17 protein-coding genes are annotated in these 21,435 nt (G+C 69.2%); 13 read left to right on the top strand and 4 right to left on the bottom strand.

Annotated elements, in window-relative coordinates:
* Positions 1 to 12: 12 nt before the first annotated feature.
* The 3 genes from LRK53_RS03145 to LRK53_RS03135 all read right to left on the bottom strand — a co-directional run bounded on the left by LRK53_RS03145 (position 13) and on the right by LRK53_RS03135 (position 4,635).
* Complete coding sequence (locus tag LRK53_RS03145) at positions 13 to 954, bottom strand: IS1595 family transposase (protein WP_235642492.1); 942 nt, start codon at positions 952 to 954, stop codon at positions 13 to 15.
* 263 nt (positions 955 to 1,217) lie between these two features.
* Positions 1,218 to 3,443 (bottom strand): alpha-N-acetylglucosaminidase, encoded by a 2,226-nt coding sequence (locus LRK53_RS03140; RefSeq protein ID WP_235642491.1) that lies wholly within the window; start codon positions 3,441 to 3,443, stop codon positions 1,218 to 1,220.
* 121 nt (positions 3,444 to 3,564) lie between these two features.
* The gene (locus LRK53_RS03135) at positions 3,565 to 4,635 is read right to left on the bottom strand and encodes an acyltransferase family protein (RefSeq protein ID WP_027493292.1); all 1,071 of its coding nucleotides are present in this window, start codon (positions 4,633 to 4,635) and stop codon (positions 3,565 to 3,567) included.
* A gap of 206 nt (positions 4,636 to 4,841) precedes the next feature.
* Between LRK53_RS03135 and LRK53_RS03130 the strand changes: the two genes are divergently transcribed.
* The 12 genes from LRK53_RS03130 (at position 4,842) to ilvA (ending at position 18,799) form a co-directional block, all read left to right on the top strand.
* Positions 4,842 to 5,549, top strand: coding sequence for a TetR family transcriptional regulator (locus LRK53_RS03130; protein ID WP_221174221.1), 708 nt, complete (start codon positions 4,842 to 4,844; stop codon positions 5,547 to 5,549).
* A 10-nt stretch (positions 5,550 to 5,559) separates the two neighbouring features.
* Entirely contained in the window at positions 5,560 to 5,697 is a 138-nt protein-coding gene (locus LRK53_RS03125) for a hypothetical protein (protein WP_235642490.1), read from the top strand.
* A gap of 108 nt (positions 5,698 to 5,805) precedes the next feature.
* The gene (locus LRK53_RS03120) at positions 5,806 to 7,440 is read left to right on the top strand and encodes a 2-isopropylmalate synthase (protein ID WP_037090043.1); all 1,635 of its coding nucleotides are present in this window, start codon (positions 5,806 to 5,808) and stop codon (positions 7,438 to 7,440) included.
* Positions 7,437 to 8,438, top strand: coding sequence for a branched-chain amino acid transaminase (locus LRK53_RS03115; protein WP_027493289.1), 1,002 nt, complete (start codon positions 7,437 to 7,439; stop codon positions 8,436 to 8,438). Before LRK53_RS03120 ends, LRK53_RS03115 begins: the two co-directional genes overlap by 4 nt.
* Entirely contained in the window at positions 8,435 to 9,847 is a 1,413-nt protein-coding gene (leuC, locus tag LRK53_RS03110) for a 3-isopropylmalate dehydratase large subunit (protein WP_027493288.1), read from the top strand. Before LRK53_RS03115 ends, leuC begins: the two co-directional genes overlap by 4 nt.
* Before the next feature lie 157 nt (positions 9,848 to 10,004).
* Positions 10,005 to 10,649, top strand: a complete 645-nt coding sequence (gene leuD / locus LRK53_RS03105) for a 3-isopropylmalate dehydratase small subunit (protein WP_051257604.1) — start codon at positions 10,005 to 10,007, stop codon at positions 10,647 to 10,649.
* Entirely contained in the window at positions 10,646 to 11,743 is a 1,098-nt protein-coding gene (gene leuB, locus LRK53_RS03100; protein ID WP_027493287.1) for a 3-isopropylmalate dehydrogenase, read from the top strand. The genes leuD and leuB overlap by 4 nt, the downstream gene beginning before the upstream one ends.
* 261 nt (positions 11,744 to 12,004) lie before the next feature.
* On the top strand, positions 12,005 to 13,726 hold the full coding sequence (gene ilvD, locus LRK53_RS03095) for a dihydroxy-acid dehydratase (protein ID WP_027493286.1): 1,722 nt from the start codon (positions 12,005 to 12,007) through the stop codon (positions 13,724 to 13,726).
* A gap of 91 nt (positions 13,727 to 13,817) precedes the next feature.
* Positions 13,818 to 14,831: a ketol-acid reductoisomerase gene (ilvC, locus tag LRK53_RS03090; protein ID WP_027493285.1), complete on the top strand. Its 1,014-nt coding sequence runs from the start codon at positions 13,818 to 13,820 to the stop codon at positions 14,829 to 14,831.
* Between the two features lie 212 nt (positions 14,832 to 15,043).
* Positions 15,044 to 16,837: a biosynthetic-type acetolactate synthase large subunit gene (ilvB, locus tag LRK53_RS03085; protein ID WP_425504547.1), complete on the top strand. Its 1,794-nt coding sequence runs from the start codon at positions 15,044 to 15,046 to the stop codon at positions 16,835 to 16,837.
* Between the two features lie 166 nt (positions 16,838 to 17,003).
* Positions 17,004 to 17,252 (top strand): acetolactate synthase small subunit, encoded by a 249-nt coding sequence (ilvN, locus tag LRK53_RS03080; RefSeq protein ID WP_008436893.1) that lies wholly within the window; start codon positions 17,004 to 17,006, stop codon positions 17,250 to 17,252.
* Positions 17,249 to 18,799, top strand: coding sequence for a threonine ammonia-lyase, biosynthetic (gene ilvA, locus LRK53_RS03075; protein ID WP_027493283.1), 1,551 nt, complete (start codon positions 17,249 to 17,251; stop codon positions 18,797 to 18,799). The genes ilvN and ilvA overlap by 4 nt, the downstream gene beginning before the upstream one ends.
* Before the next feature lie 227 nt (positions 18,800 to 19,026).
* On the opposite strand, the gene LRK53_RS03070 is transcribed toward ilvA, so the two are convergent.
* A complete protein-coding gene (locus LRK53_RS03070; protein ID WP_027493282.1) occupies positions 19,027 to 20,163 on the bottom strand; it encodes a GGDEF domain-containing protein in 1,137 nt (378 codons plus the stop codon).
* 244 nt (positions 20,164 to 20,407) lie between these two features.
* Between LRK53_RS03070 and ubiA the strand changes: the two genes are divergently transcribed.
* Positions 20,408 to 21,337 carry a 4-hydroxybenzoate octaprenyltransferase gene (gene ubiA, locus LRK53_RS03065; protein WP_235642645.1) on the top strand — a complete coding sequence of 310 codons (930 nt, stop codon included), beginning with the start codon at positions 20,408 to 20,410 and terminating at the stop codon, positions 21,335 to 21,337.
* The last annotated feature ends 98 nt before the right edge of the window (positions 21,338 to 21,435 follow it).

Genomic DNA, 21,435 nt, shown 5'->3' with positions numbered 1-21,435 from the left:
TGATTCCCCACATTACGCATCCAACGTTGCGAGCCGATAGCTCAGCGGCGGCGTCCGCGCCGCGGCGACGATGAGGCGCGGTACCAGGGCGGCCAGGTCGAAGCGGCGATTGAAGCGGTAGCAGAACTCGGAAAAATAGCGCTGCAGGTACTTCGGACGCAGCACATGGTAGGTGCCATGCAGCGCGTTCTTGACGTTACCCAGCACGGTGTTGACCCCCGTGAAGATGGGATGCCCCCGAGTGGGGACGCCGCCGCCGGTGGGCATGGCGGTATGCGTGCAATCGGCATCGGTCACGCCCGGAAAACACTTCAGCCCATCGGTGACAACCGCCGTGCCCGGCGCCAGGTGGCGTTGGGCCCATGCCGCCAACGCCTTTTTGCGAAACCCGGCCACCTCATCCATCCGCATGGCGATGGGGTGCCCCTCGGCAGTGCACTGCACCGCCGCCACAAACGGCGTCTTGCCAGGGCTGCCGCGGCCCACGCCGCCGCCGTGGCGTTCGCCGCCCCAGTACGCATCGTCCATCATCACGATGCCGCCCAGGACCTGCTCGCTGTCGCGCTCGACCATCGCCTGCATCAACTTGTGCTTGAGCAGCCACGCCGTGTGGTACGACACGCCCAATTGCCGCCGCAGCGCCAGCGCCGAGATGCCATCCTTGTGCTGGGTCAGCAGGTAAATCGCCAGAAACCACGTCCGCAGCGGCAACCTGGTTTCGGCGAACAGCGTGCCGCTGGTCAGCGACACCTGCCGCTTGCAGCGATTGCACGGGTACACGTCGCGACGCCTGAGATGGCCATGACTCGTATGACCGCAGTCCAGGCAGCGCCATCCCTTCGGCCAGCGTGCCTTCATCAGCGCCTCGCGGCACCGCTGCTCGCTACCGTAACGGTCAAGAAAGGCCGTCAGACTCAGGCCGGGTTGGAACTGCACTTGATTCTTGGCTGCCATGGGGCTTCCTCCTTCGCATCAGGAGGTTGCAGCATCTACCCACGACGTATCATGGGCGGCGACAGGTGGGGAATCAGGATGCGAAATGGTCGCACTGCGTGCGATGGGCAAGAGTTGGCCGGGTCAGCCGAACCGGCGCGCAAACAACCGGCGCGTCACACCACCTCGAAACATTGCAGGGCGCGCCATCCAATCCGTGATGCAGTGCGTCATACACGATAGGCGACTGCCTGTGCCTGCAACGCCCTGCACGGATTGCAGCCTCACGGCCTGCAGGTTCCGAGCCGCCGCGCCACGTCGGAGGCCAGTTGCCACGGATCGCCCTGTGGCGTCGTTGACTCCAGCTTTTGCGAGGCCGCCCAGGCATATTCCATCGCGTACCAGTCGATCGGTTCGGGCGGCTTGCCGGTCGCCAGCGACTGCTCCAGCGATGCGAAGAAGCGCCGCCAGCGCGGTTCATACAGGCCGCTCACCAGGCCGGACAATTCGCGGTTCGCGTAGTCGTGCAGGCCGCCGCGGTCGGCACCGCCGCGATCGCCCCAGATGGTGACGAGCGTGCGCTGGTCGTATTCGAACTGCGCTGCCTCGGCGGCATTGCCGGCCGCCGCACGCGCGGGCGCCAGCCAGTTGCCGAGCAGGAAATGCGGATCGCTGGCGAGCAGGCGGTCGAGCAGGACCATGTCACCCAGCCATTCGGCGTCGAGGGCGTGCAGGCGTGCGGCGTCCTCCGCCTCGTAGGCCGCCTTGACCCGTGGCAGCAGCACGCGGGCGTGGTTGACCAGCGCCTGCCGCGCGACGTCCACCACGTCGTGGCGGTAGGCGCTGGTGGCACGTAGCGCGGGCGCCACCTGCAACAGTTCGCAGATGGCTTGGTCGAAATGCCCCGCGTCGTAACGCATCGCCTTCGGCGACCAGCTCGCCGCCGTGGCCACGTCCCGCGAAGGGCGCGCTTCGAACAGGCTGTCCTGCGGCTCCGAGTCGCCGTCCGAGGGCATGGCGTAGGCGGTTCCGCCGAGGATGTGCCACGCGGCCTCGGCATGCGCGTCGGCGCCGCCGTAGCGGCTGTCGGCATAAGCCTTGAACCATGCAGCTTCATCGTGCGGCACCGGCTCCCAGGCCAGCGCAGTGAACAGCGCGAACGCCGCCGGGTCGATGCCGCTGGCCTCCGGCATCCAGGCGATGCCGCGCAGCGTGCTTCCCGGCTTGTCGCGCCACGCGGCGAACCGCTCGAGCCACACGCCGGCATTCGCGCCAAGCGTGCTGTGGCCGCCGAAGTTGGGAATGCTGCCGAAGGCGTATGGCGCGCCGTGCCAGTCCTTCTCGCGGTCCAGCCCGTCGTAGCGGTCCGACAGGCCGTCGACGATCAGCAGGCTCCGGCGATCAACCGCGTCGATCACCGCCGGCAGCGGGTTGTGCTGCCAGCCCAGCAGTACCCAGCGCGCGCCCGGATGCGCGGCCTGTAGCGCCTTCATCACGCCGTGCACGGCATCCGCCACCGGCACGTTGCCGGCGCGGCCGCCTTCGTGCAGCAGGTCCATCTTGTACATCGTGCCGTCGCCGAACAGCACGCGCTGCCGACGATAGAAATCCGCCGCGACCTTCGCGTAGAGCGGATCGCGCGGGTCGAGCCAGCCTGGCCGCGTGAACCCTGCCCACTGGCCCTGCGACACCACGTTCGCACCGGGATGCTTCGCCGCGAAGCCGTCGGGCACGGTGCCGAAATAGCCGGGGAATACCGGCGTCATGCCCAGCGCGCGCAGGCGCGCCACGATCTTCTGCGTCAGCGCCACACGCCGTGCGTACTGTCGCGGCGACATTGGTGCATCGAAACCGGACATGTTCTGCAGCAGCCACCACGGCTGGTGCGCGGCGGCGGGAATCCACGCACGCATCTCCGCGTCGCTGTAGCCGAAATCCTGGAAGGTGCGGCGGTACACCTCTTCCGTGCCGACCGGCATGAACACCTCGTCGATGCCGTGTAGGGCGAGCAGGTCGATCTTGTGTTCCCATGCCGGCCAGTCGAGATAGGCGTTCGAGTAGCCGTCGTCGGTGTCATTCAGCGCGTAGCGATCCGGCACGACGGCACGGTGTTCTATAGGCGAGGACGGCGCCGGCAACGTGGCCGGCAGGCGCGAAAGGCTATCGCCAGGCCAGCCGATGCCGACGTGTGCCACCTGCTCCAGGTACGTTTCCACGCCGGTCAGGATGATCGCAGGCGAGGTGCCCGCCACCACGATGTGCCCCGGCGCGCCACTGATACGGAAACGATCCGCACCCTGCCCGCGATCCAATGCGACGAGGGCGAACTGCGCCTGTTGCTGCTGCAGCAGGCGTTGCAGGGCCGCCCGTGCCGGCGCAGTGTCGAAGACCGGTTGCGCAGATGCGGCGGCGCGCCCGCCGCAAGGCCACGCCAGGCACATCCCAAGCACCAGCATCGCCCATGCCCGATTACCCAGTTTTACGTCACGCGCGGCGCTTTTTTCACGCATGTTCGGAATCCCGTTTTCATATCGCGCACCGCCGACGCGCTGCACGCCCCTATCCAGCCCAGTCACGCATCGAGCCGACGGAGACAGGCGCGCCCCACGGGTCACGGAGCAAGCACACCGTTCACAGCTTCAGATAGACATGCCGCCGATCCATCGCATACACGATCAACCACCACAGCGCCACGAACGCCAGCCCGAACGCCAGCGAAGCGACGCGCAGCCCGGCCAGCGGTGCGATCCAACTGGCGAACAGATGCTGGTAGATCGACTGCTGCCAGCCCATGGCCGGCAGCACAACCAGCACCAGCTCGGATCCGGCGTAGGCGGCGATGGCGTTGACGCCGAAGCGACGTCCCCAGGCTGGCCAGCCGCGCACGTCCACCAGCCAATGAAACACAAGCATGGCAAGCATCGCCCATCCCCCCGTCCACAGCACGAAGGATGGCGTCCATAGGTTCTTGTTCAACGGAATCCACTGCGACCACAGCCAGCCCAGCGCCACTGCGGCCGCACCCGCCATCAGCAGGAACCCGAGCTTGCGCGCGCGCAGCCACACGCCTGCACACAGACCAAGCAAGCTGCTGGCAATGGCGGGCAAGGTGCTGAGCAAGCCTTCGGGATCGTGCACCTGGCCGGTGATCGCGTTGGTTTCCCACACATGGCGACCGAATACTGCACCGTCCACGTGATCGACGATGCTGTCCCATTTCGCCAGCGTGCCCCTGGAGAGCAGCAGCGCGGTGTAGCCGGCAAGCAAGGCCACGATGGCGATCCACCAAGCTCGCCTTGGCGTGTAGACGGCCATCATTGCCGTCACCGCGAAGCACACGCCGATCCGCTGTAACACGCCTGGCCAGCGCAGCTCGTGGCCGGGCGGCCACCAAGCCGCCAGCGCATTGAGCGCCACCCCCAGCGCAACGATGCGAAGGGCCCGCCGCAACGCCGCGTTGCGCAACGACGCAGGCGCCACGCCTTGCTCCAGCCGCGGCAAGATCGCCAGCGCCACCGATACGCCCACTAGGAACAGAAAGAACGGAAACACCAGGTCGGCGGGCGTACAGCCATTCCATGCGGAATGACTCAACGGCCAGAACACGTGGTCCCAGCTGCCGGGACCGTTGACCAGCAGCATGCCGGCCACGGTAATGCCGCGCATGGCGTCGATGGAGGGAAACCGCTTAAATGAGCCCATGTGAACCCGCGTGTCGTCGAAATCGGGAAACACCACCCGCACAAATCCGGCTGGCATCAAGGCTTCCGTCGGAATACCGCCAGTGCCACCGAACCTTCTGTCTTGTGCGCACCGGGCTTGCATCGCTCAAGCGAGCGTAAACGTTCCCATGGAAACCTGCAAAGCGGTGGTGCCGCATGCGATGCAACCGAAGCGCGGTCCCACCCGTGGACCGTTACGAATCATTGCCGGCCGAACGGATCCGCTTCTTGCCGAAAGGGTTCTCGAACCACGCGGGCTCAACCATCACGACTCAGGCCAGTATGTCCGGCAGCGTCGCGGTGATGACCGCCATCGCCGCCCGCGCCGGCGCAGCGATCGGCTCCCTGTACCAGTTCTTTCCCACTAAAGAGGCGCTGACGGAAGCGCTGCAGGAGGACTGCACCGGGGCGCTGTTCCAGCAGCTGGAGACACTGCAGGCACAGGCCGAAGGGAGGGACATCGACTGGCTGGCCGCCTTCCTTGTCGCGTTCCGCTGGCGTCATCCGGTGCTCGCGGTGCTGGTCGACCCCGTGTCGATACCCTCCGGTCACAGCATGGCCATCCGCCGTCGCCTGCGGGCCGAGCTGCAGGCCTTGCTGGGTCGCTACCTGCCGCGGCTGTCGCCCGGTGCGCTGCGTGCAGCCACGGTGGCCGTGCAGCAACTGATGAAAGCCGCCGTAGCGGTGAATGCAGAGCCTGGCCTGTCGGGCCGCAAGGCGGCGCTGGAGCAGCTGAAAACCATGTTGCGCCTCTATTACTGCACGCCATCGCCGCGCACTGAAGACCACACGCGGGCGTATCGTTCAGACGTCCAGCCGTCCGTATCACGTTTCCGCAGCGTCAGGAAAAATTTTCATGAGAAAATGGTTGACACCCACGACCGGCTGCCGTAGGGTCGACTACATGCCGCAGCGCAACAGCCACCGCCGCACCGCCGAAATGACCCGTCCCGCGACGGGCGCCGGCCTGCTGCGGCTTCGCGGCACGCTCATTATTACCCTTGTACTCGTACTCCTTATTACCAACGGAGGTGCGGGCTGAGGGCAAGTGTCCAGGTAGCTAGAAAAGCCTGAAAACACCCGAAGAACCCCGCACCCGGTGACGGATGCGGGGTTTTTTTGTGCCTTCGGCGCCGCCCACAGCGGAGCCATGATGAAAACCCCCGACCAGCAAAGCGGCCCCGCCAGCGACGACGACGTAGTCGCCGGACGCGTGCGCATCTTCGACACCACCCTGCGCGACGGCGAGCAGGCGCCGGGTTTCTCGATGGACCGGCGCGCCAAGCTGCGCATGGCGCAGCAGCTCGAGGTGCTCGGCGTGGACGTGCTCGAAGCCGGCTTTCCGCAGGCTTCCCCGGACGATTTTGCTGCAGTCGCGCAAATCGCCGGGGCGTTGCAAGGCACCACGGTGTGCGCACTGGCGCGCTGCCAGGACGGCGACATCGACAGCGCCGCCCGTGCGCTCGAAGCGGCCCGCCATTCGCGCATCCACCTGTTCCTGTCGACCAGCCCGCTGCATCGCGAGCACAAGCTGGGCATGAGCAAGGCGCGGGTGCTGGAGACTGCGGCGCGTGCGATCGAGCGCGCCCGTGGGCTGTGCCACGAGGTGGAATTTTCCGCCGAGGACGCGCTGCGCACCGAACCCGAGTTCCTCGCCGAGGTGTTCAGCGCCGCGGTCGCCGCCGGCGCCAGCACGCTCAACGCGCCGGACACGGTGGGCTACACCACGCCGACCGAGATCGTCGAGCTGTTCGAGTACCTGCGCCGCCACGTCGTGGGCGCGGAGCGGGTGGTGTTCTCCAGCCACTGCCACGACGACCTCGGCATGGCGGTGGCGAACAGCCTGGCTGCGGTGAGCGCCGGCGCACGCCAGGTGGAATGCACCATCAACGGCATCGGCGAGCGCGCCGGCAACGCCGCGCTGGAGGAGGTGGTGATGGCGCTGAAGGTGCGCGCGCCGCACTTCGGCGTGGATACCCGCATCGACACCCGCCAGTTGTACCCCGCCTCGCGCCTGCTGGCCGAGCTGACCGGCCAGGCGGTGCCGCGCAACAAGGCGATCGTGGGCGCCAACGCGTTCGCCCACGAATCGGGCATCCACCAGCACGGCATGCTCAAGCACCGCGGCACCTACGAGATCATGCGGCCGCAGGACGTCGGCATCGCCGAGACGAAGCTGGTGCTGGGCAAGCACTCCGGCCGCGCCGCGCTGCGCCAGCGCCTGCAAGCACTGGGCCATACGCCGGACGACACCGCGCTGGACGACATCTTCGGTCGCTTCAAGACGCTGGCCGACCACGGCCGCGAGCTGCACGACGAAGACCTGGAAGCGCTGGCGCTGGGCCACGACCCGCACGCCGGCGGCCCGTGGCAGCTGGTGCAGCTGCACGCCAGCTCGCACCTGGGCGGCAGCGCGTCGGCCTCGGTGAAGCTGGCCCACGACGACGGCCGCGAGGTCGGCGAGGCGGCGATCGGCGACGGCCCGGTGGACGCAGTCCTACGCGCGATCGAACGCGCCACCGGCACGCCGCTGGCGCTCACCCGCTTCCAGATCGACGCGCTCGGCGAAGGCGCCGACGCCCAGGGCCACGCGCAGCTGAGCGCGCGCCACGCCGCGCGCGACTGGCGCGGCCACGGCAGCAGCACCGACATCGTCGAGGCCGCCGCGCTGGCCGCGCTGGTCATCGTCAACCGGATCGAACGCCAATCCACGTTGCACCCACAGACCAACAAGCGGCCTTCCATGGCCGCGCGCCCGGACGCGCACAAGGAGACCACCGCATGAACACCCCATTCGTCTGGCACAACGGCCGCATCAAGCCGTGGGCCGAGGCCAACGTCCACGTCAGCACGCACGCGCTGCACTACGGCTCCTCCGTGTTCGAGGGCGAGCGCGTCTACGCCACGCCGCGCGGTCCGGCCTACTTCCGCCTTGCCGACCACACCCGCCGCCTGTTCGAGTCGGCCCGCGTCTACGAGATCGACGTGGGCTACAGCGAGGACGAGATCAACGCCGCCTGCCTGGAGCTGATCCGCGCCAACGCGATGCCGTCAGCCTACGTGCGGCCGATCGTGTTCCGCGGCGCCGGTGGCCTGGGCGTGCTGGCGAAGGACGGCGCGCCGGTCGAGGTGGCGCTGATGGCGATGGCCTGGGGCGCGTACCTGGGCGAGGCGGCCGAACGCGGCGCCGACGTGTGCGTGTCGTCGTGGCACCGCCCCGCGCCGAACACCATCCCGAGCTGGGCCAAGGCCGGCGGCAATTACCTTTCGAGCCAGCTGATCGGGCTGGAGGCGCGCCGCAACGGCTACGACGAAGGCATCGCGCTGGGCCACGGCGGCCTGCTCAGCGAAGGCGCCGGCGAGAACGTCTTCCTGGTCAAGCGCGGCAAGCTGCTCACGCCGCCGTCCAGCGCCGGCATCCTGGCCGGGATCACCCGCGACAGCGTGCTCGCGCTGGCCGCCGACCTCGGCATCGCGGTGGAAGAACGCGAGCTGCCGCGCGAGGCGCTGTACTCGGCCGACGAGGTGTTCATGACCGGCACCGCCGCCGAAATCACCCCGGTGCGCTCGGTCGACCGCAAGGCGATCGGCAAGGGTGCGCCCGGCCCGATCACGCAACAGCTGCGGCAGGCGTTCTTCGGCCTGTTCGACGGGCGTACCGAGGATCGCTACGGCTGGTTGGCCATGGTCAGTGCGGTCATCCCTGACCGCGAAGATCAAGAACCGGCCATCCATGGCCGGACTCCTCATCAACAGCCTGCCCCCATGGAGGCATCGGCATGAGTGCGCGGACGCTCTTCGAGAAAATCTGGGACGCCCACGTGGTCGCCGCCGAGACTGCCGACACGCCGGCGATCCTCTACGTCGACCTGCACCTGGTGCACGAGGTCACCTCGCCGCAGGCGTTCAGCGAGCTGCGCGAGCGCGGGTTGAAGCTGCGCCGGCCGGATCGCATGCTGGCCACGCTGGACCATTCCACGCCGACCCTGCCCGCGAACGCCGACGGCAGCCGTCCCTACGCGAACGCCGAGGCGCAGGCGCAGGTCGCGCAGCTGGAACGCAACTGCCGTGAATTCGGCGTCGAGCTGCACGGCTGGGACAGCGCCGAGCGCGGCATCGTGCACGTGATCGGCCCCGAGCTGGGCGCCACGCAGCCGGGCATGACCATCGTCTGCGGCGACAGCCACACCTCCACCCACGGTGCGTTCGGTGCGCTGGCGTTCGGCATCGGCACCACCGAGGTCGGCCACGTGATGGCCACGCAGTGCCTGCTGCAGCGCCGGCCGAAGACCATGGCGATCCATGTGGACGGCCAATTGCCCGCCGGCGTCGGCGCGAAGGACCTGATCCTGCACATCATCGGCAGCATCGGCGTCGATGGCGGCACCGGCCACGTGCTGGAGTACCGCGGCGCGGCGATCGAGGCGCTGTCGATGGACGAGCGCATGACCGTCTGCAACATGTCGATCGAGGCCGGCGCCCGCGCCGGGCTGATCGCGCCGGACGAGACCACGTTCGAATGGCTGCAGGGTCGCCTGCGCGTGCCGCAGGGCGCGGCGTGGGACGCGGCGGTGGCGCAGTGGCGCACGCTGAAGAGCGACGACGGCGCGCACTACGACCGCGAGGTGCGCATCGACGCCAGCGCGGTGAAGCCGACTGTCACCTACGGCACCCATCCGGGCATGGCGATCGCCATGGACGCGCCGGTGCCGGCCGCCACCAATGCGCAGGAGCGCCGCGCACTCGACTACATGCAGAGCAAGCCCGGCCAGCCGATGCAGGGCACGCCGGTGGACGTGGTGTTCGTCGGCAGCTGCACCAACTCGCGCCTGTCCGACCTGCGCGAAGCGGCGCGCGTGCTGCACGGCCGGCACATTGCCAGTGGCGTGCGCATGCTGGTGGTGCCCGGCTCCGAGTCGGTGCGCCGCGACGCCGAGCGCGAAGGCCTGCACCACGTGTTCACCGCCGCCGGCGCCGAGTGGCGCGTGCCCGGCTGCTCGATGTGCATCGCGATGAACGGCGACCTGGCCCAGCCGGGCCAGCTGGTGGTGAGCACGTCCAACCGCAACTTCGAGGGCCGCCAGGGCAAGGGCGCGCGCACCGTGCTGGCCAGCCCGGCCACCGCCGCCGCGAGCGCCGTCGCCGGGCGCATCGCCGACCCGCGCGAGTACCTGGTGGAGGTGGCGGCATGAGCATGGATACGACCCGCTCCGCTTGTCTCCCTCCCCTGCTCCGCAGGGGAGGGCTGGGGTGGGGTTCGCTCTTGATCTTGAGGTCAAAAGCGTTACCCCCTCACCGCCTCCCCCTGCACGCAGGGGGAGGAGCAGAAGCCGCCACGAGGAAACCCGCATGAAACCCGTCACCCGCCTCCACTCCCGCACCGCCGTGCTGGCCGACGAGAACATCGACACCGACCGCATCATCCCGGCGCGCTTCCTCACCACGACCACGCGCGAGGGTTTGGGCAAGCTGTGCTTCAACGACTGGCGCTACCAGGCCGACGGCAGCGACAACCCCGCCTTCCCGCTGAACCGGCCGGAAGCGCGCGGCTGCTCGATCCTCGTCGCCGGGCGCAACTTCGGTTGCGGCTCCTCGCGCGAGCACGCGCCGTGGGCACTGTTGGACTACGGCATCCACGCCGTGCTGTGCAGCGAGATCGCGGACATCTTCCGCGGCAACGCGCTGAAGAACGGCCTGCTGGCAATCGTCATCGACGAACTGGAACACCGCTGGCTGCTCAGGCACCCGGGCATCGAGCTGGCGATCGATGTGCGCGAGCAGTACATCGCGCTGCCAGACGGCGGCCGCATCCCGTTCCGGCTGGAACCGTTCGCACGGCACTGCCTGCTCAACGGCGTCGACCAGCTCGGCTACCTGCTGCAGCACCGTGACCAAATTGATGCGTTCGTCCGTGAACGCGAACGTCAAGAAGCGGCCATTCATGGCCGCACTCATCAACAAAACCCGCTTCGATCGAACGGAGTAACCGCATGAAAGCCCGTATCGTCACCCTGCCCGGCGATGGCGTCGGCCCCGAGGTCACCGCTGCCGCGGTGGCCGTGTTGAAAACCGTGGCAGCGCGCTACCAGCACGTGTTCGCGTTCGAGGAGCAGCTGATCGGCGGCAGCGCGATCGACGCCACCGGCGAACCGCTGCCGGCCGCCACGCTGGCGGCGTGCCAGTCCGCCGATGCGGTGCTGCTCGGCGCTGTGGGCGGGCCGAAATGGTCCGATCCGAACGCACCGGTGCGGCCCGAGCAGGGCCTGCTGGCCTTGCGTGCCGCACTCGGCGTGTACGCCAACCTGCGCCCGCTGCAGGTACACCCGACGCTGGCCAACCTGTCGCCGCTGAAGAACGACAAGCTGAAGCACGTCGACGTACTGTTCGTGCGCGAGCTCACCGGCGGCATGTACTTCGGCGCGCGCACGCGCACGGCCAACGCCGCCACCGACGAGTGCAGGTACACCGTGACCGAGATCGAGCGCGTGGTGCGCCGCGCGTTCGAGCTGGCGCGCGCACGCCGCCGGCAGCTCACCTCGGTGGACAAGGCCAACGTGCTGGAGACCTCGCGGCTATGGCGCAGCACGGTGCAACGCGTCGCCGCCGACTACCCCGACGTGAAGGTCGAGCACCAGCTGGTCGACTCAATGGCGATGCTGCTGCTGACCCGCCCGAACCGCTACGACGTGGTGGTCACCGAGAACCTGTTCGGCGACATCCTCACCGACGAAGCCGCCGCGCTGGCTGGCTCGCTCGGCCTGCTGCCGTCGGCCTCGCTGGGCGAAGGCCGGCGCGGCCTGTACGAGCCGATCCACGGCTCGGCGCCGGACATCGCCGGGCAAGGCGTGGCCAACCCGGTTGGCGCGATCCTCTCCGCCGCGCTGCTGCTGCGCCACTCGCTGGGCCTGGAGGCCGAGGCGATTGCGGTGGAGTCGGCAGTGGAGCAGGTGTTGCGCCACGGCCCGCATAGCCGCGACATCGGCGGCGATGCCGGCACCGACGAGGTGCGCGACGCGGTGATCGCCGCGATCGACGACCACGCCGACACCGCCGCCGCGTTCTTCGCCGGAGCGCGCGCATGCGGCTGATGCCCTTACCCGGTTTCCCCAGCGGCCACACGGACGTGTCCGCGTTTTCTGCTGCCCCCTGCGCGCATGCGGCGCGGACGGTTCCTGCACGCCGCGATGGCGCCGACTCCCTGGCCGTCCCGTCGACCTCCCTCGCGCGCAGGGGGCGCTTTCTTATTCGCTTTCGACCGGCTTCATGGGGAGCACCCGCCCCTCACCTCAATCCTCTCCCCAAGGGGGAGAGGCGGCAAACGCAAACGGCTGTCCTCCGGAGCTTTCTTCATGCGCAGTGACCTGATCAAGAGCGGCCCCGACCGCGCCCCCGCCCGCGCCATGCTGCGCGCCACCGGCCTGGACGATGCCGCGCTAAAGAAGCCGCTGGTGGCGGTGGTGCACACCTGGTCGGACGTCTCGCCGTGCAACTTGAACCTGCGCGATCTCGCACAGGCGGCGATGGAAGGCGTGCGCGCTGCCGGCGGCACGCCGGTGGAGTTCAACACCATCGCGGTCACCGACGGCATCGCCATGGGCACGCCGGGCATGCGCTATTCGCTGGTCAGCCGCGAGGTGATCACCGACTCGATCGAGGCGGCGGTGGAAGGCCATCTGTGCGACGCGATGGTGGTGCTGTGCGGCTGCGACAAGACCATCCCCGCCGCCGCGATGGCGATGGCGCGGCTGGACATCCCGGCGGTGGCGCTGTACGGCGGCACCATTGCGCATGGCCTGCACAAGAACCGGCCGATCACCATCCAGCAGGTGTTCGAGGCGGTGGGCGCGCATGGCGCGGGCAGGATCGACGACACCGAGCTGCGCCAGGTGGAATGCGACGCCTGCGGCGGCGCCGGCGCCTGCGGCGGCCAGTTCACCGCCAACACCATGGCGATGGTGCTGACCACGCTGGGGCTGTCGCCGATGGGCCTCAACGACATCCCCGCCACCCATCCCGACAAGCGCGCCGCCGCACGCCGCTGCGGCGAGCTGGTGATGGACTGCCTGCGCACCGGCCGCACGCCGCGCGCGCTGATCAACCGCGACTCGCTGGCCAACGTCGCGCGCATGGTGGCGGCCACCGCCGGCTCCACCAATGCGGTGCTGCACACCCTGGCGATCGCGCGCGAGGCTGGCGCCGAGTGGTCGCTGGAGGATTTCCAGCCGGCCACCGAGGCCACCCCGGTGATCGCCGATCTGCTGCCCTCCGGCCGCTACACCGCGGTGGAGATGTTCGACGCCGGCGGCGCCGCGCGCGTGGCGCAGGAACTGATCGAAGCCGGCATGCTGATCGACGCAGCCACCGTCACCGGCCGCAGCCTGTTCGCGGAAGCCGCCGCCGCGCCGCGCTTCGCCGACCAGCCGGTGATCGCGCCGGTGAGCGCACCGCTGAAGCCGCACGGCGGCTATTCCATCCTGTACGGCAACCTGGCGCCGGACGGCTGCATCCTGAAGATCCCCGGCAAGCACTCGGCCGGCCACGGTGGCACCCACTTCGAGGGCAGCGCACGCGTGTTCGAGAGCGAGGAAGCCGCCTTCGCCGCCGTGCAGGAAGGCCGCATCGCGAAGGGCGACGTGGTGGTGATCCGCAACGAAGGCCCAGCCGGCGGACCCGGCATGCGCGAGATGCTCGGCGTCACCGCCGCACTGATCGGCCGCGGCCTCGGCGACGACGTGGCGCTGATCACCGACGGCCGCTTCAGCGGCGCCACCCACGGCTTCATGGTCGGCCACATCGCGCCGGAAGCGGCGCGTGGCGGCCCGATCGCGCTGCTCGCCGACGGCGACCGCATCCGCATCGACGCGCGCACGCGCGAGATCGCCACCGATGCCGACCTGGCCGCGCGCCGTGCGACGTGGCAGCCGCCCGCACCGAAAGTCAGCCGCGGCGTACTGGCCAAGTTCGCCCTGCTGGTGGGCTCGGCCTCCGATGGCGCCACCACCTCACTCACCACAACTGCACAGGAAACGCCCTTCTCCCAACGGGAGAAGGTGGCCCGAAGGGCCGGATGAGGGTACGGCACCGCCGCAGCCTCCATCGACAACCGAACCCTCACCCCAACCCCTCTCCCGACGGGAGAGGGGCTCAATCAGGAGACACCACGTGAGCCCGCAAACTTCCAACCCCCTCGCTTCATCCCGCATTGCCGTGCTCGGCTACGGCAGCCAGGGCCGCGCGCACGCGCTGAACCTGCGCGATTCCGGCCTCGACGTGGTGGTCGGACTGCGCCCGAACGGCCCGACCTGGCACAAGGCGAAGGCCGACGGCTTCAAGGTCGCCGAACCGGCCGACGCCGTGAAGGGCGCCGACCTGGTCGCCGTGCTCACCCCCGACATGGTGCAGCCCGCGCTATACAAGGAAGCGATCGAACCGAACCTCAAGCCCGGCGCGGCGTTGCTGTTCGCGCACGGCTTCAACGTGCACTTCGGCCAGATCAAGCCGCGCGCCGACGTCGACGTGATCCTGGTGGCGCCGAAAGGCCCCGGTGCGCTGGTGCGCAGCGAGTACGAGCGTGGCCGCGGCGTGCCGTGCATCTGGGCGGTGCACCAGGACGTCAGTGGCCAGGCCGAGGCGAAGACGAAAGGCTACGCCGACGGCATCGGCGGCGGCCGCGCGATGATCATCCAGACCGACTTCAAGGAAGAGACCGAGACGGATCTCTTCGGCGAGCAGGCGGTGCTGTGCGGCGGCGCCAGCGAGCTGGTGATCAAGGGCTTCGAGACCCTGGTCGAGGCCGGCTACCAGCCGGAGATCGCCTACTACGAGGTGATGCACGAGCTGAAGCTGATCGTCGACCTGTTCTACGAGGGCGGCCTGGCGAAGATGCTGCAGTTCGTCTCCGAGACCGCGCAGTACGGCGACTACGTCAGCGGCCCGCGGGTGGTCGACGCCGGCACCAAGGCGCGCATGAAGGAGGTACTTCACGACATCCAGGACGGCACCTTCGCGAAGAACTGGATCGCCGAATACCAGGCCGGCCTGCCGAACTACAAGCGGCTGAAGCAGGCCGACCTCGAGCATCCGATCGAAGTGGTCGGCGCGAAGCTGCGGGCGCAGATGCCGTGGCTGCAGCCGAACCCGGCACCCGCCTCCGCACCGCTGAAGAAAGCTGGCTGACGCTCTTTGGCTTCTCCCCCTGTGGAACAGGGGGAGGTCGGGAGGGGGTTGCGCTTTTGACTTTGACTTGAAGATCGAGAGCAACCCCACCCCAGCCCTCCCCTGCGATGCAGGGGAGGGAGCACGACACACCATTTGGGGATCCACTCGTGAATGCACCCGCACTGAAAGCCGAAACCACCACCGACCGGCACCCGCTGGCCGGCCACAGCATGAGCGGCGCCGAGGTGATCGTGCAGGTACTCGCCGACGAGGGCGTCGGCGTGCTGTTCGGCTACTCCGGTGGCGCGATCCTGCCGGTGTACGACGCGGTGTTCCGCCACAACGCGGAACATCCGCATGCCGATGGCAGCGAATCCATGCCGCTGGTGGTGCCGGCCAACGAGCAGGGCGCCGGCTTCATGGCCGCCGGCTACGCGCGCGCGTCGGGCAAGGTCGGCGTAGTCATCGTCACCTCCGGCCCCGGCGCCACCAACACGGTCACCCCGGTGCGCGACTCGATGGCCGACTCGATCCCGCTGGTGGTGATCTGCGGCCAGGTGGGCACCGCGGCGATCGGCAGCGACGCGTTCCAGGAGGCGCCGGTCAGCAACATCATGGGCGCCTGCGCCAAGCACGTGTTCCTGGTCACCGACGCGGCGCAGCTGGAAGCGACCATGCGCACCGCGTTCACTCTTGCCCGCAGCGGCCGCCCCGGCCCGGTGGTGGTGGACGTGCCCAAGGACGTGCAGAACACCACCCTGGCCTGGCGCGGGAGCGGCGAGCTGGCGCTGGCCGGCTACCGCACGCGGTTGCGTGCGGTGGAACAGGCCGTGCTCGGCGACGCCGACTGCGCCGCGTTCTTCGCCGCACTGCTGCAGGCGCAGCGCCCGCTGATCTACGCCGGCGGCGGGGTGATCGCGGCGGAGGCCGCGGACGCGCTGCGCGCCTTCGTCGACGCGTTCGGCCTGCCGGTCGCCACCACCCTGATGGGACTGGGCGGCTTCGACAGCACCGACCCGCTGGCGCTGCACCTGCTCGGCATGCACGGCACCGCCTACGCGAACTACGCGGTGGAGGATTGCGACTTCGTGCTGGCGCTGGGCGCGCGCTTCGACGATCGCGTAGCCGGCGTGCCGGACAAGTTCGCACCACGGGCAAAGTTCATCGCGCAGGTCGATATCGACCCGGCCGAGATCGGCAAGGTGAAGCACGTCGACTGGCAGCACGTCGGCCCGCTGAAACGCGCGCTGGAACGGCTCACCGCCTACGGCCGCGCGCACGGCCTGAAACCGCAGCTGGCCGCCTGGCATGCGCACGTGGCCGAACTGAAGCGCGCGCACGCGATGAACTACGACCGCGCAAGCGCGCTGGTCCAGCCGTATGCGGTGATCGAGGCGATCAACCGCCATGCGCAGGGCCGTGCCATCGTCAGCACCGGCGTCGGCCAGCACCAGATGTGGGCGGCGCAGTATTTCGACTTCCGCACGCCGCGCCACTGGCTCACCTCCGGCTCGATGGGCACGATGGGCTTCGGCCTGCCCGCCGCGATCGGCGCGCAGTTCGCGCATCCGCACAAGCTGGTGATCGACATCGACGGCGACGCCAGCATCCGCATGAACCTCGGCGAGCTGGAAACCGTCACCACCTACGGGCTGCCGATCAAGGTGGTGGTGCTGAACAACGTCGGCGACGGCATGGTGCGGCAGTGGCAGAAGCTGTATTTCAAGGGCCGCTTCGCCGCCTCGGACAAGAGTCTGCACAAGAAGGATTTCGTGCTTGCCGCGCAGGCCGACGGCTTCGGCTGGGCGCAGCGGCTGGAACGCATGGATGAACTGGAACCGATGATCGCCGACTTCCTCGCCTACCCCGGCCCGGCGTTCCTGGAAGTGATGATCGACCCGGACGCCGGCGTGTACCCGATGGTCGGTCCCGGCGCCAGCTACGCACAGATGATCACCGGCGATTTCATCGCCTCGCGCGCGGCGCCGGCCGCACGCAAGGACTCGCCATCGCACATGTTCTGAAGTTCTTGACCTTTCCCTTCTCCCATCGGGAGAAGGTGGCCCGAAGGGCCGGATGAGGGTACGGGCGAGCCTCGGCGCCTCGCTTCGCCCGAACCCTCACCCGCCTGTCGACACCCTCCCTCCTTCGGTCACCAAAGGGAGGGGGATTCACCATCGGAGTCCCGCCATGAACCACACCCTGTCCATCCTGCTGCAGAACGAAGCCGGCGCGCTGGTGCGCGTGGCCGGGCTGTTCGCCGCGCGCGGCTACAACATCGACACGCTGACGGTGACGGCCACGCACGACCCGGCCGTCTCGCGGCTCACGCTGAGCCTGCAGTGCGACGAAGCGGCACTCGGCCAGATCCTGCAGCAGACGCGCAAGCTGGTCGACGTGCTGCAGGTGGCGCACCCGGCGACCGCGCTCGCCGCATGAGCGCGGTCGCCCCGCTCACCGGGCACGACCACGGCGAGCTGCTGGCGCAGATCCGTGCCGCGCGCGTGTACGAAGTGGCGCAGGTCTCGGCGCTGGAAGCCGCGCCGCTGCTCGGCGAGCGGCTGGGCCGGCCGGTGCTGCTCAAGCGCGAGGACCAGCAAAGCGTGTTCTCGTTCAAGCTGCGCGGCGCGTACAACCGCATGCTGCAGCTGGATGCGGCGCAACGCGCGCGCGGCGTGGTCGCCGCCTCCGCCGGCAACCATGCGCAGGGCGTGGCGCTGGCCGCGGCCAAGCTGGGCATCCGCGCCACCATCGTGATGCCGGTGACCGCGCCACCGGTGAAGGTGGACGCGGTGCGCCGCCTCGGCGGGGCGATGGTCGAGCTGCTGCTGACCGGCGATTCCTACAGCGACGCGCAGGTCGCCGCGGCGCAGCTGCAGGCCGAACGCGGCGCGGTGTTCGTGCACCCGTTCGACGACCCGGCAGTGATCGCCGGCCAGGGCACCATCGGCCTGGAGATCCTGCGCCAGCATCCGGGCCCGCTGGAGGCGGTGTTCGTGCCGGTGGGCGGCGGCGGCCTTGCCGCCGGCGTGGCCGCGTGCATCAAGGCGCTGCGGCCGGAAGTGCGCGTGATCGGCGTGCAGGCGGCGGATTCGGACGCGATGGCGCGCTCGCTGGAAGCCGGCGAACGCGTCGCGCTGGATGAGGTCGGCCTGTTCGCCGACGGCACCGCGGTGAAGCAGGTCGGCGCGCTGACCTTCGCGCTGTGCCAGCGGTATGTCGACGCCATGCTGCGGGTGGACGCCGACGCGATCTGCGCGGCGATCCGCGACATCCACCAGGACTGCCGCAGCGTGGCCGAGCCCGCCGGCGCGCTGGCGCTGGCCGGGCTGAAGCAGTACGCCGCCGCGCACGCGGGCGACGGCGCGCTGGTGGCGATCGTCTCCGGCGCCAACATGAACTTCGACCGCCTGCGCTTCGTGGCCGAACGCGCCGAGCTGGGCGAGCAGCGCGAGGCGGTGTTCGCTGTGACCATCCCGGAGGAACGCGGCAGTTTCCGCCGCTTCTGCGCCACGCTGGGGCGGCACGCCATCACCGAGTTCAACTACCGCATCGGCGACGCGCGGCAGGCGCACATCTTCGTGGGCGTGCAGATCGCCCGTCGCGGCGAGCGCGAAGCACTGGCCGCGGCGTTCCGCGCGCAGGCGTTCGAGGTGCTCGACCTCACCGATGACGAGCTGGCCAAGCTGCACCTGCGCCACATGATCGGCGGCCGCTCGCCGCTGGCGCGCGACGAGCGGCTGTACCGCTTCGAATTCCCCGAGCGGCCCGGCGCGCTCACCGACTTTCTCGGCCGGCTGCATCCGGACTGGAACGTCAGCCTGTTCCACTACCGCAACCACGGCGCCGACCACGGCCGCATCCTGGTCGGCCTGCAGGTGCCGGCGGCCGAGCTGCCGCTGCTGCGGCAGTTCCTGGCCGCGCTCGGCTACCCGCACGTGGACGAGAGCACGCACCCGGCCTACCGGCTGCTGCTGCGCGATTGACTCAAGGCTTGCTTGTGAAGAAAACCACTTCCTGTGGTTTTCTTCAGCCGCGAGTCCGGTACACGCCCGGACTCGCTCACATGAAACAGTCACTGGCGTGACTGCTTCATGTCCGGCCGTCGGGCAACCGCTCCCTGCGTTGCCTCAACTCGGGCATCCATGTCCTCGCCATGTCCTCGCCATGCGCTCGTCATGGCCGGCTTGAGGGGTTGAATAGTCACAACCTCTCAGAACAAGTCGATGCTGCCCGGCGCCATTCCCTGCCCCAGCAGGCCGCGCGCGCTCAGGCTCTCGTAGCCGCAGACGCCGTTGCGGCCGTGCTGCTTGGCGTAGTACAGCGCCTTGTCGGCACGGTCCAGCGCGCTGGACGGGTAGTCGTGGCGACCGACACCGGCGTAACCGATGCTGACGGTGACGCTACCCACCTGCGGAAACCCGTGCTCGGCGATGCGCTGGCGGAAGCGCTCCAGCACGGCGTGCACGACGGCTTCGCCGGCCGCGCCGAACAGGATCAGGAACTCCTCGCCGCCAAAGCGGAACAGCACGTCGCCGCGGCGGAAGCAGGCGCGCATCTGCTGGGCCAGCAGCAGGATCACCTCGTCGCCGTAGATGTGTCCGTAGGTATCGTTGATGCGCTTGAAGTGGTCGATGTCGAGGATCGCCAGCCACACCTGCGGCGGCTCCCCGCCAAGCTCGCCAGGCGAGCCGCCGGCCGGCGGCAGCGCCATGCGCAGCGTGCGCTCGTGCAGCAGCCGCTGCAGCTGGCGTTCCAGGCTGCGCCGGTTGTACAGGCCGGTCAGCTTGTCGTGCTCGCTTTCGTGCAGCAGCGCGGTGTAGTTGGCGTAGATGCGGGCGAAGCCGTCGGTGAGCGGTCGGCTGGCGGCCGGCGGCAGGTCGCTGTCCAGCTGCAGCGCGCCGATCGCGCGGCCGTCGCACAGGATCGGCACCACCAGCCGATGCCGGCCCTGCACCGTTTCCGTCTGCGCCTCCAGCCGGTGCATGCAGCGCTGCAACAGCTGCAGCGCCGGATCGACCTCGTCCGGATCGCCCTCCTGCAGCTGGTAGGCGCCCTGCGCGTCCGGCACGCAGCGCACGATCGCTTCCACGGACGCGCCGTCGATCGCCAGCTTGGCCAGCACCACGCGCGCCGCCGAGGTCAGTTCGGCCAGCGAGAGCACCAGGCTGTGGTCGAGCGCGCCGATGTCGCGGTGGTGGGTGAACGAGGCCACCGAATCGAGCAGGCGCGAGTGCACGAACGAGTCGGTCATCGCCGATTCCGCGGCCGGCGGGGACGCATCGCCGTCGAGCGCCGGCGCATCCGACGACAGCGGGAGGTCGTCCTCGCTGGTTTCGTATTCGGCCATCGTGGCTCCGACGCCGACGGCCCCGGGCTGCGGCGCATGCTTGGCGTTACCCCGAACGGGTTCGCTCACCCGCCATATCGGCCGTGGCGCGGTGAACTTTAGAGCCACCGCCCGGCTCACCCCGGCACGGCGCGCTAGACTTCGACGCATGGCTCCCCCTTCCCGCAAACGCCAGCAGCGCCCTGCCGCGCCCTCCCCCGCCGACCGGCCGCGGCCAGCCGCGGCGAAACCCGTCGCCCGTGTGGTGCAGCCGGCCGACAGCTCAACCCGCGCCACGCGGGTGCTGGACTGGCTGCTGCGCAAGCTGCCGGCGCAGCATCGCGCCAAGGCGCGCGACTACCTGGTGCTGACCCGCATGGATCGCCCGATCGGCGCGCTGCTGCTGCTGTGGCCGACCTGGTGGGCGCTGTGGCTGGCGGCCGGCGATTTCCCGCCGTGGCAGCTGCTGCTGATCTTCACTCTCGGCGTGTTCGCGATGCGCGCGGCCGGCTGCGCGATCAACGACTACGCCGACCGCAAGCTCGACCCGCAGGTGAAACGCACCGCGGGGCGGCCGCTCGCCAGCGGCCGGGTGACGCCGCGCGAGGCGCTCATCGTGTTTGGCACGCTGCTGGCGTTCTCCTTCGTGCTGGTGCTGTTCACCAACGCGCTGACCATCAAGCTGGCGTTCGCCGGCGCCGCGCTGGCGGCGATCTACCCGTTCACCAAGCGCTGGACCTACCTGCCGCAGGTGGTGCTGGGCGCGGCGTTCGGCTGGTCGATCCCGATGGCGTTTGCCGCGGTGACCGGCACGGTGCCGCCGCTGGGCTGGCTGCTGTTCATCGGCAACATCCTGTGGACGGTGAGCTACGACACCGAGTATGCGATGGTCGACCGCGACGACGATCTCAAGGTCGGCGCCAAATCCACCGCGATCCTGTTCGGCGACGCCGATGTGCCGATCCTCGGCATGCTGATGGGCACCTTCCTGCTGGCGATGCTGTTCGTCGGCCAGCGCGCGGGGCTGGGCTGGCCGTACTGGCTGGCGCTGCTCGCCGCCGCCGGACTGTTCGGCTGGCAGCTGTGGCTGATCCGCGGGCGCGCCCGCGACGCCTGCCTCGCCGCGTTCCGCCACAACAACTGGCTCGGTCTGACGCTGTGGATCGGCATCGTGCTGGCGCTGGCGGTGCGCTGAAGAATCGCGCTTCGGTGATCTCCACATGACGGCAAGCTTGCCGCAACGCGTGATTCAGACATCCAAATTTCAACATTGTCACGCAACAGTCTGACTGA

Origin of the sequence: Rhodanobacter thiooxydans (assembly GCF_021545845.1) — a bacterium.
Classification (GTDB): domain Bacteria; phylum Pseudomonadota; class Gammaproteobacteria; order Xanthomonadales; family Rhodanobacteraceae; genus Rhodanobacter.
Note: the sequence above shows the minus strand (reverse complement) of the source record. Positions and strands in the feature narration are given on the sequence as shown.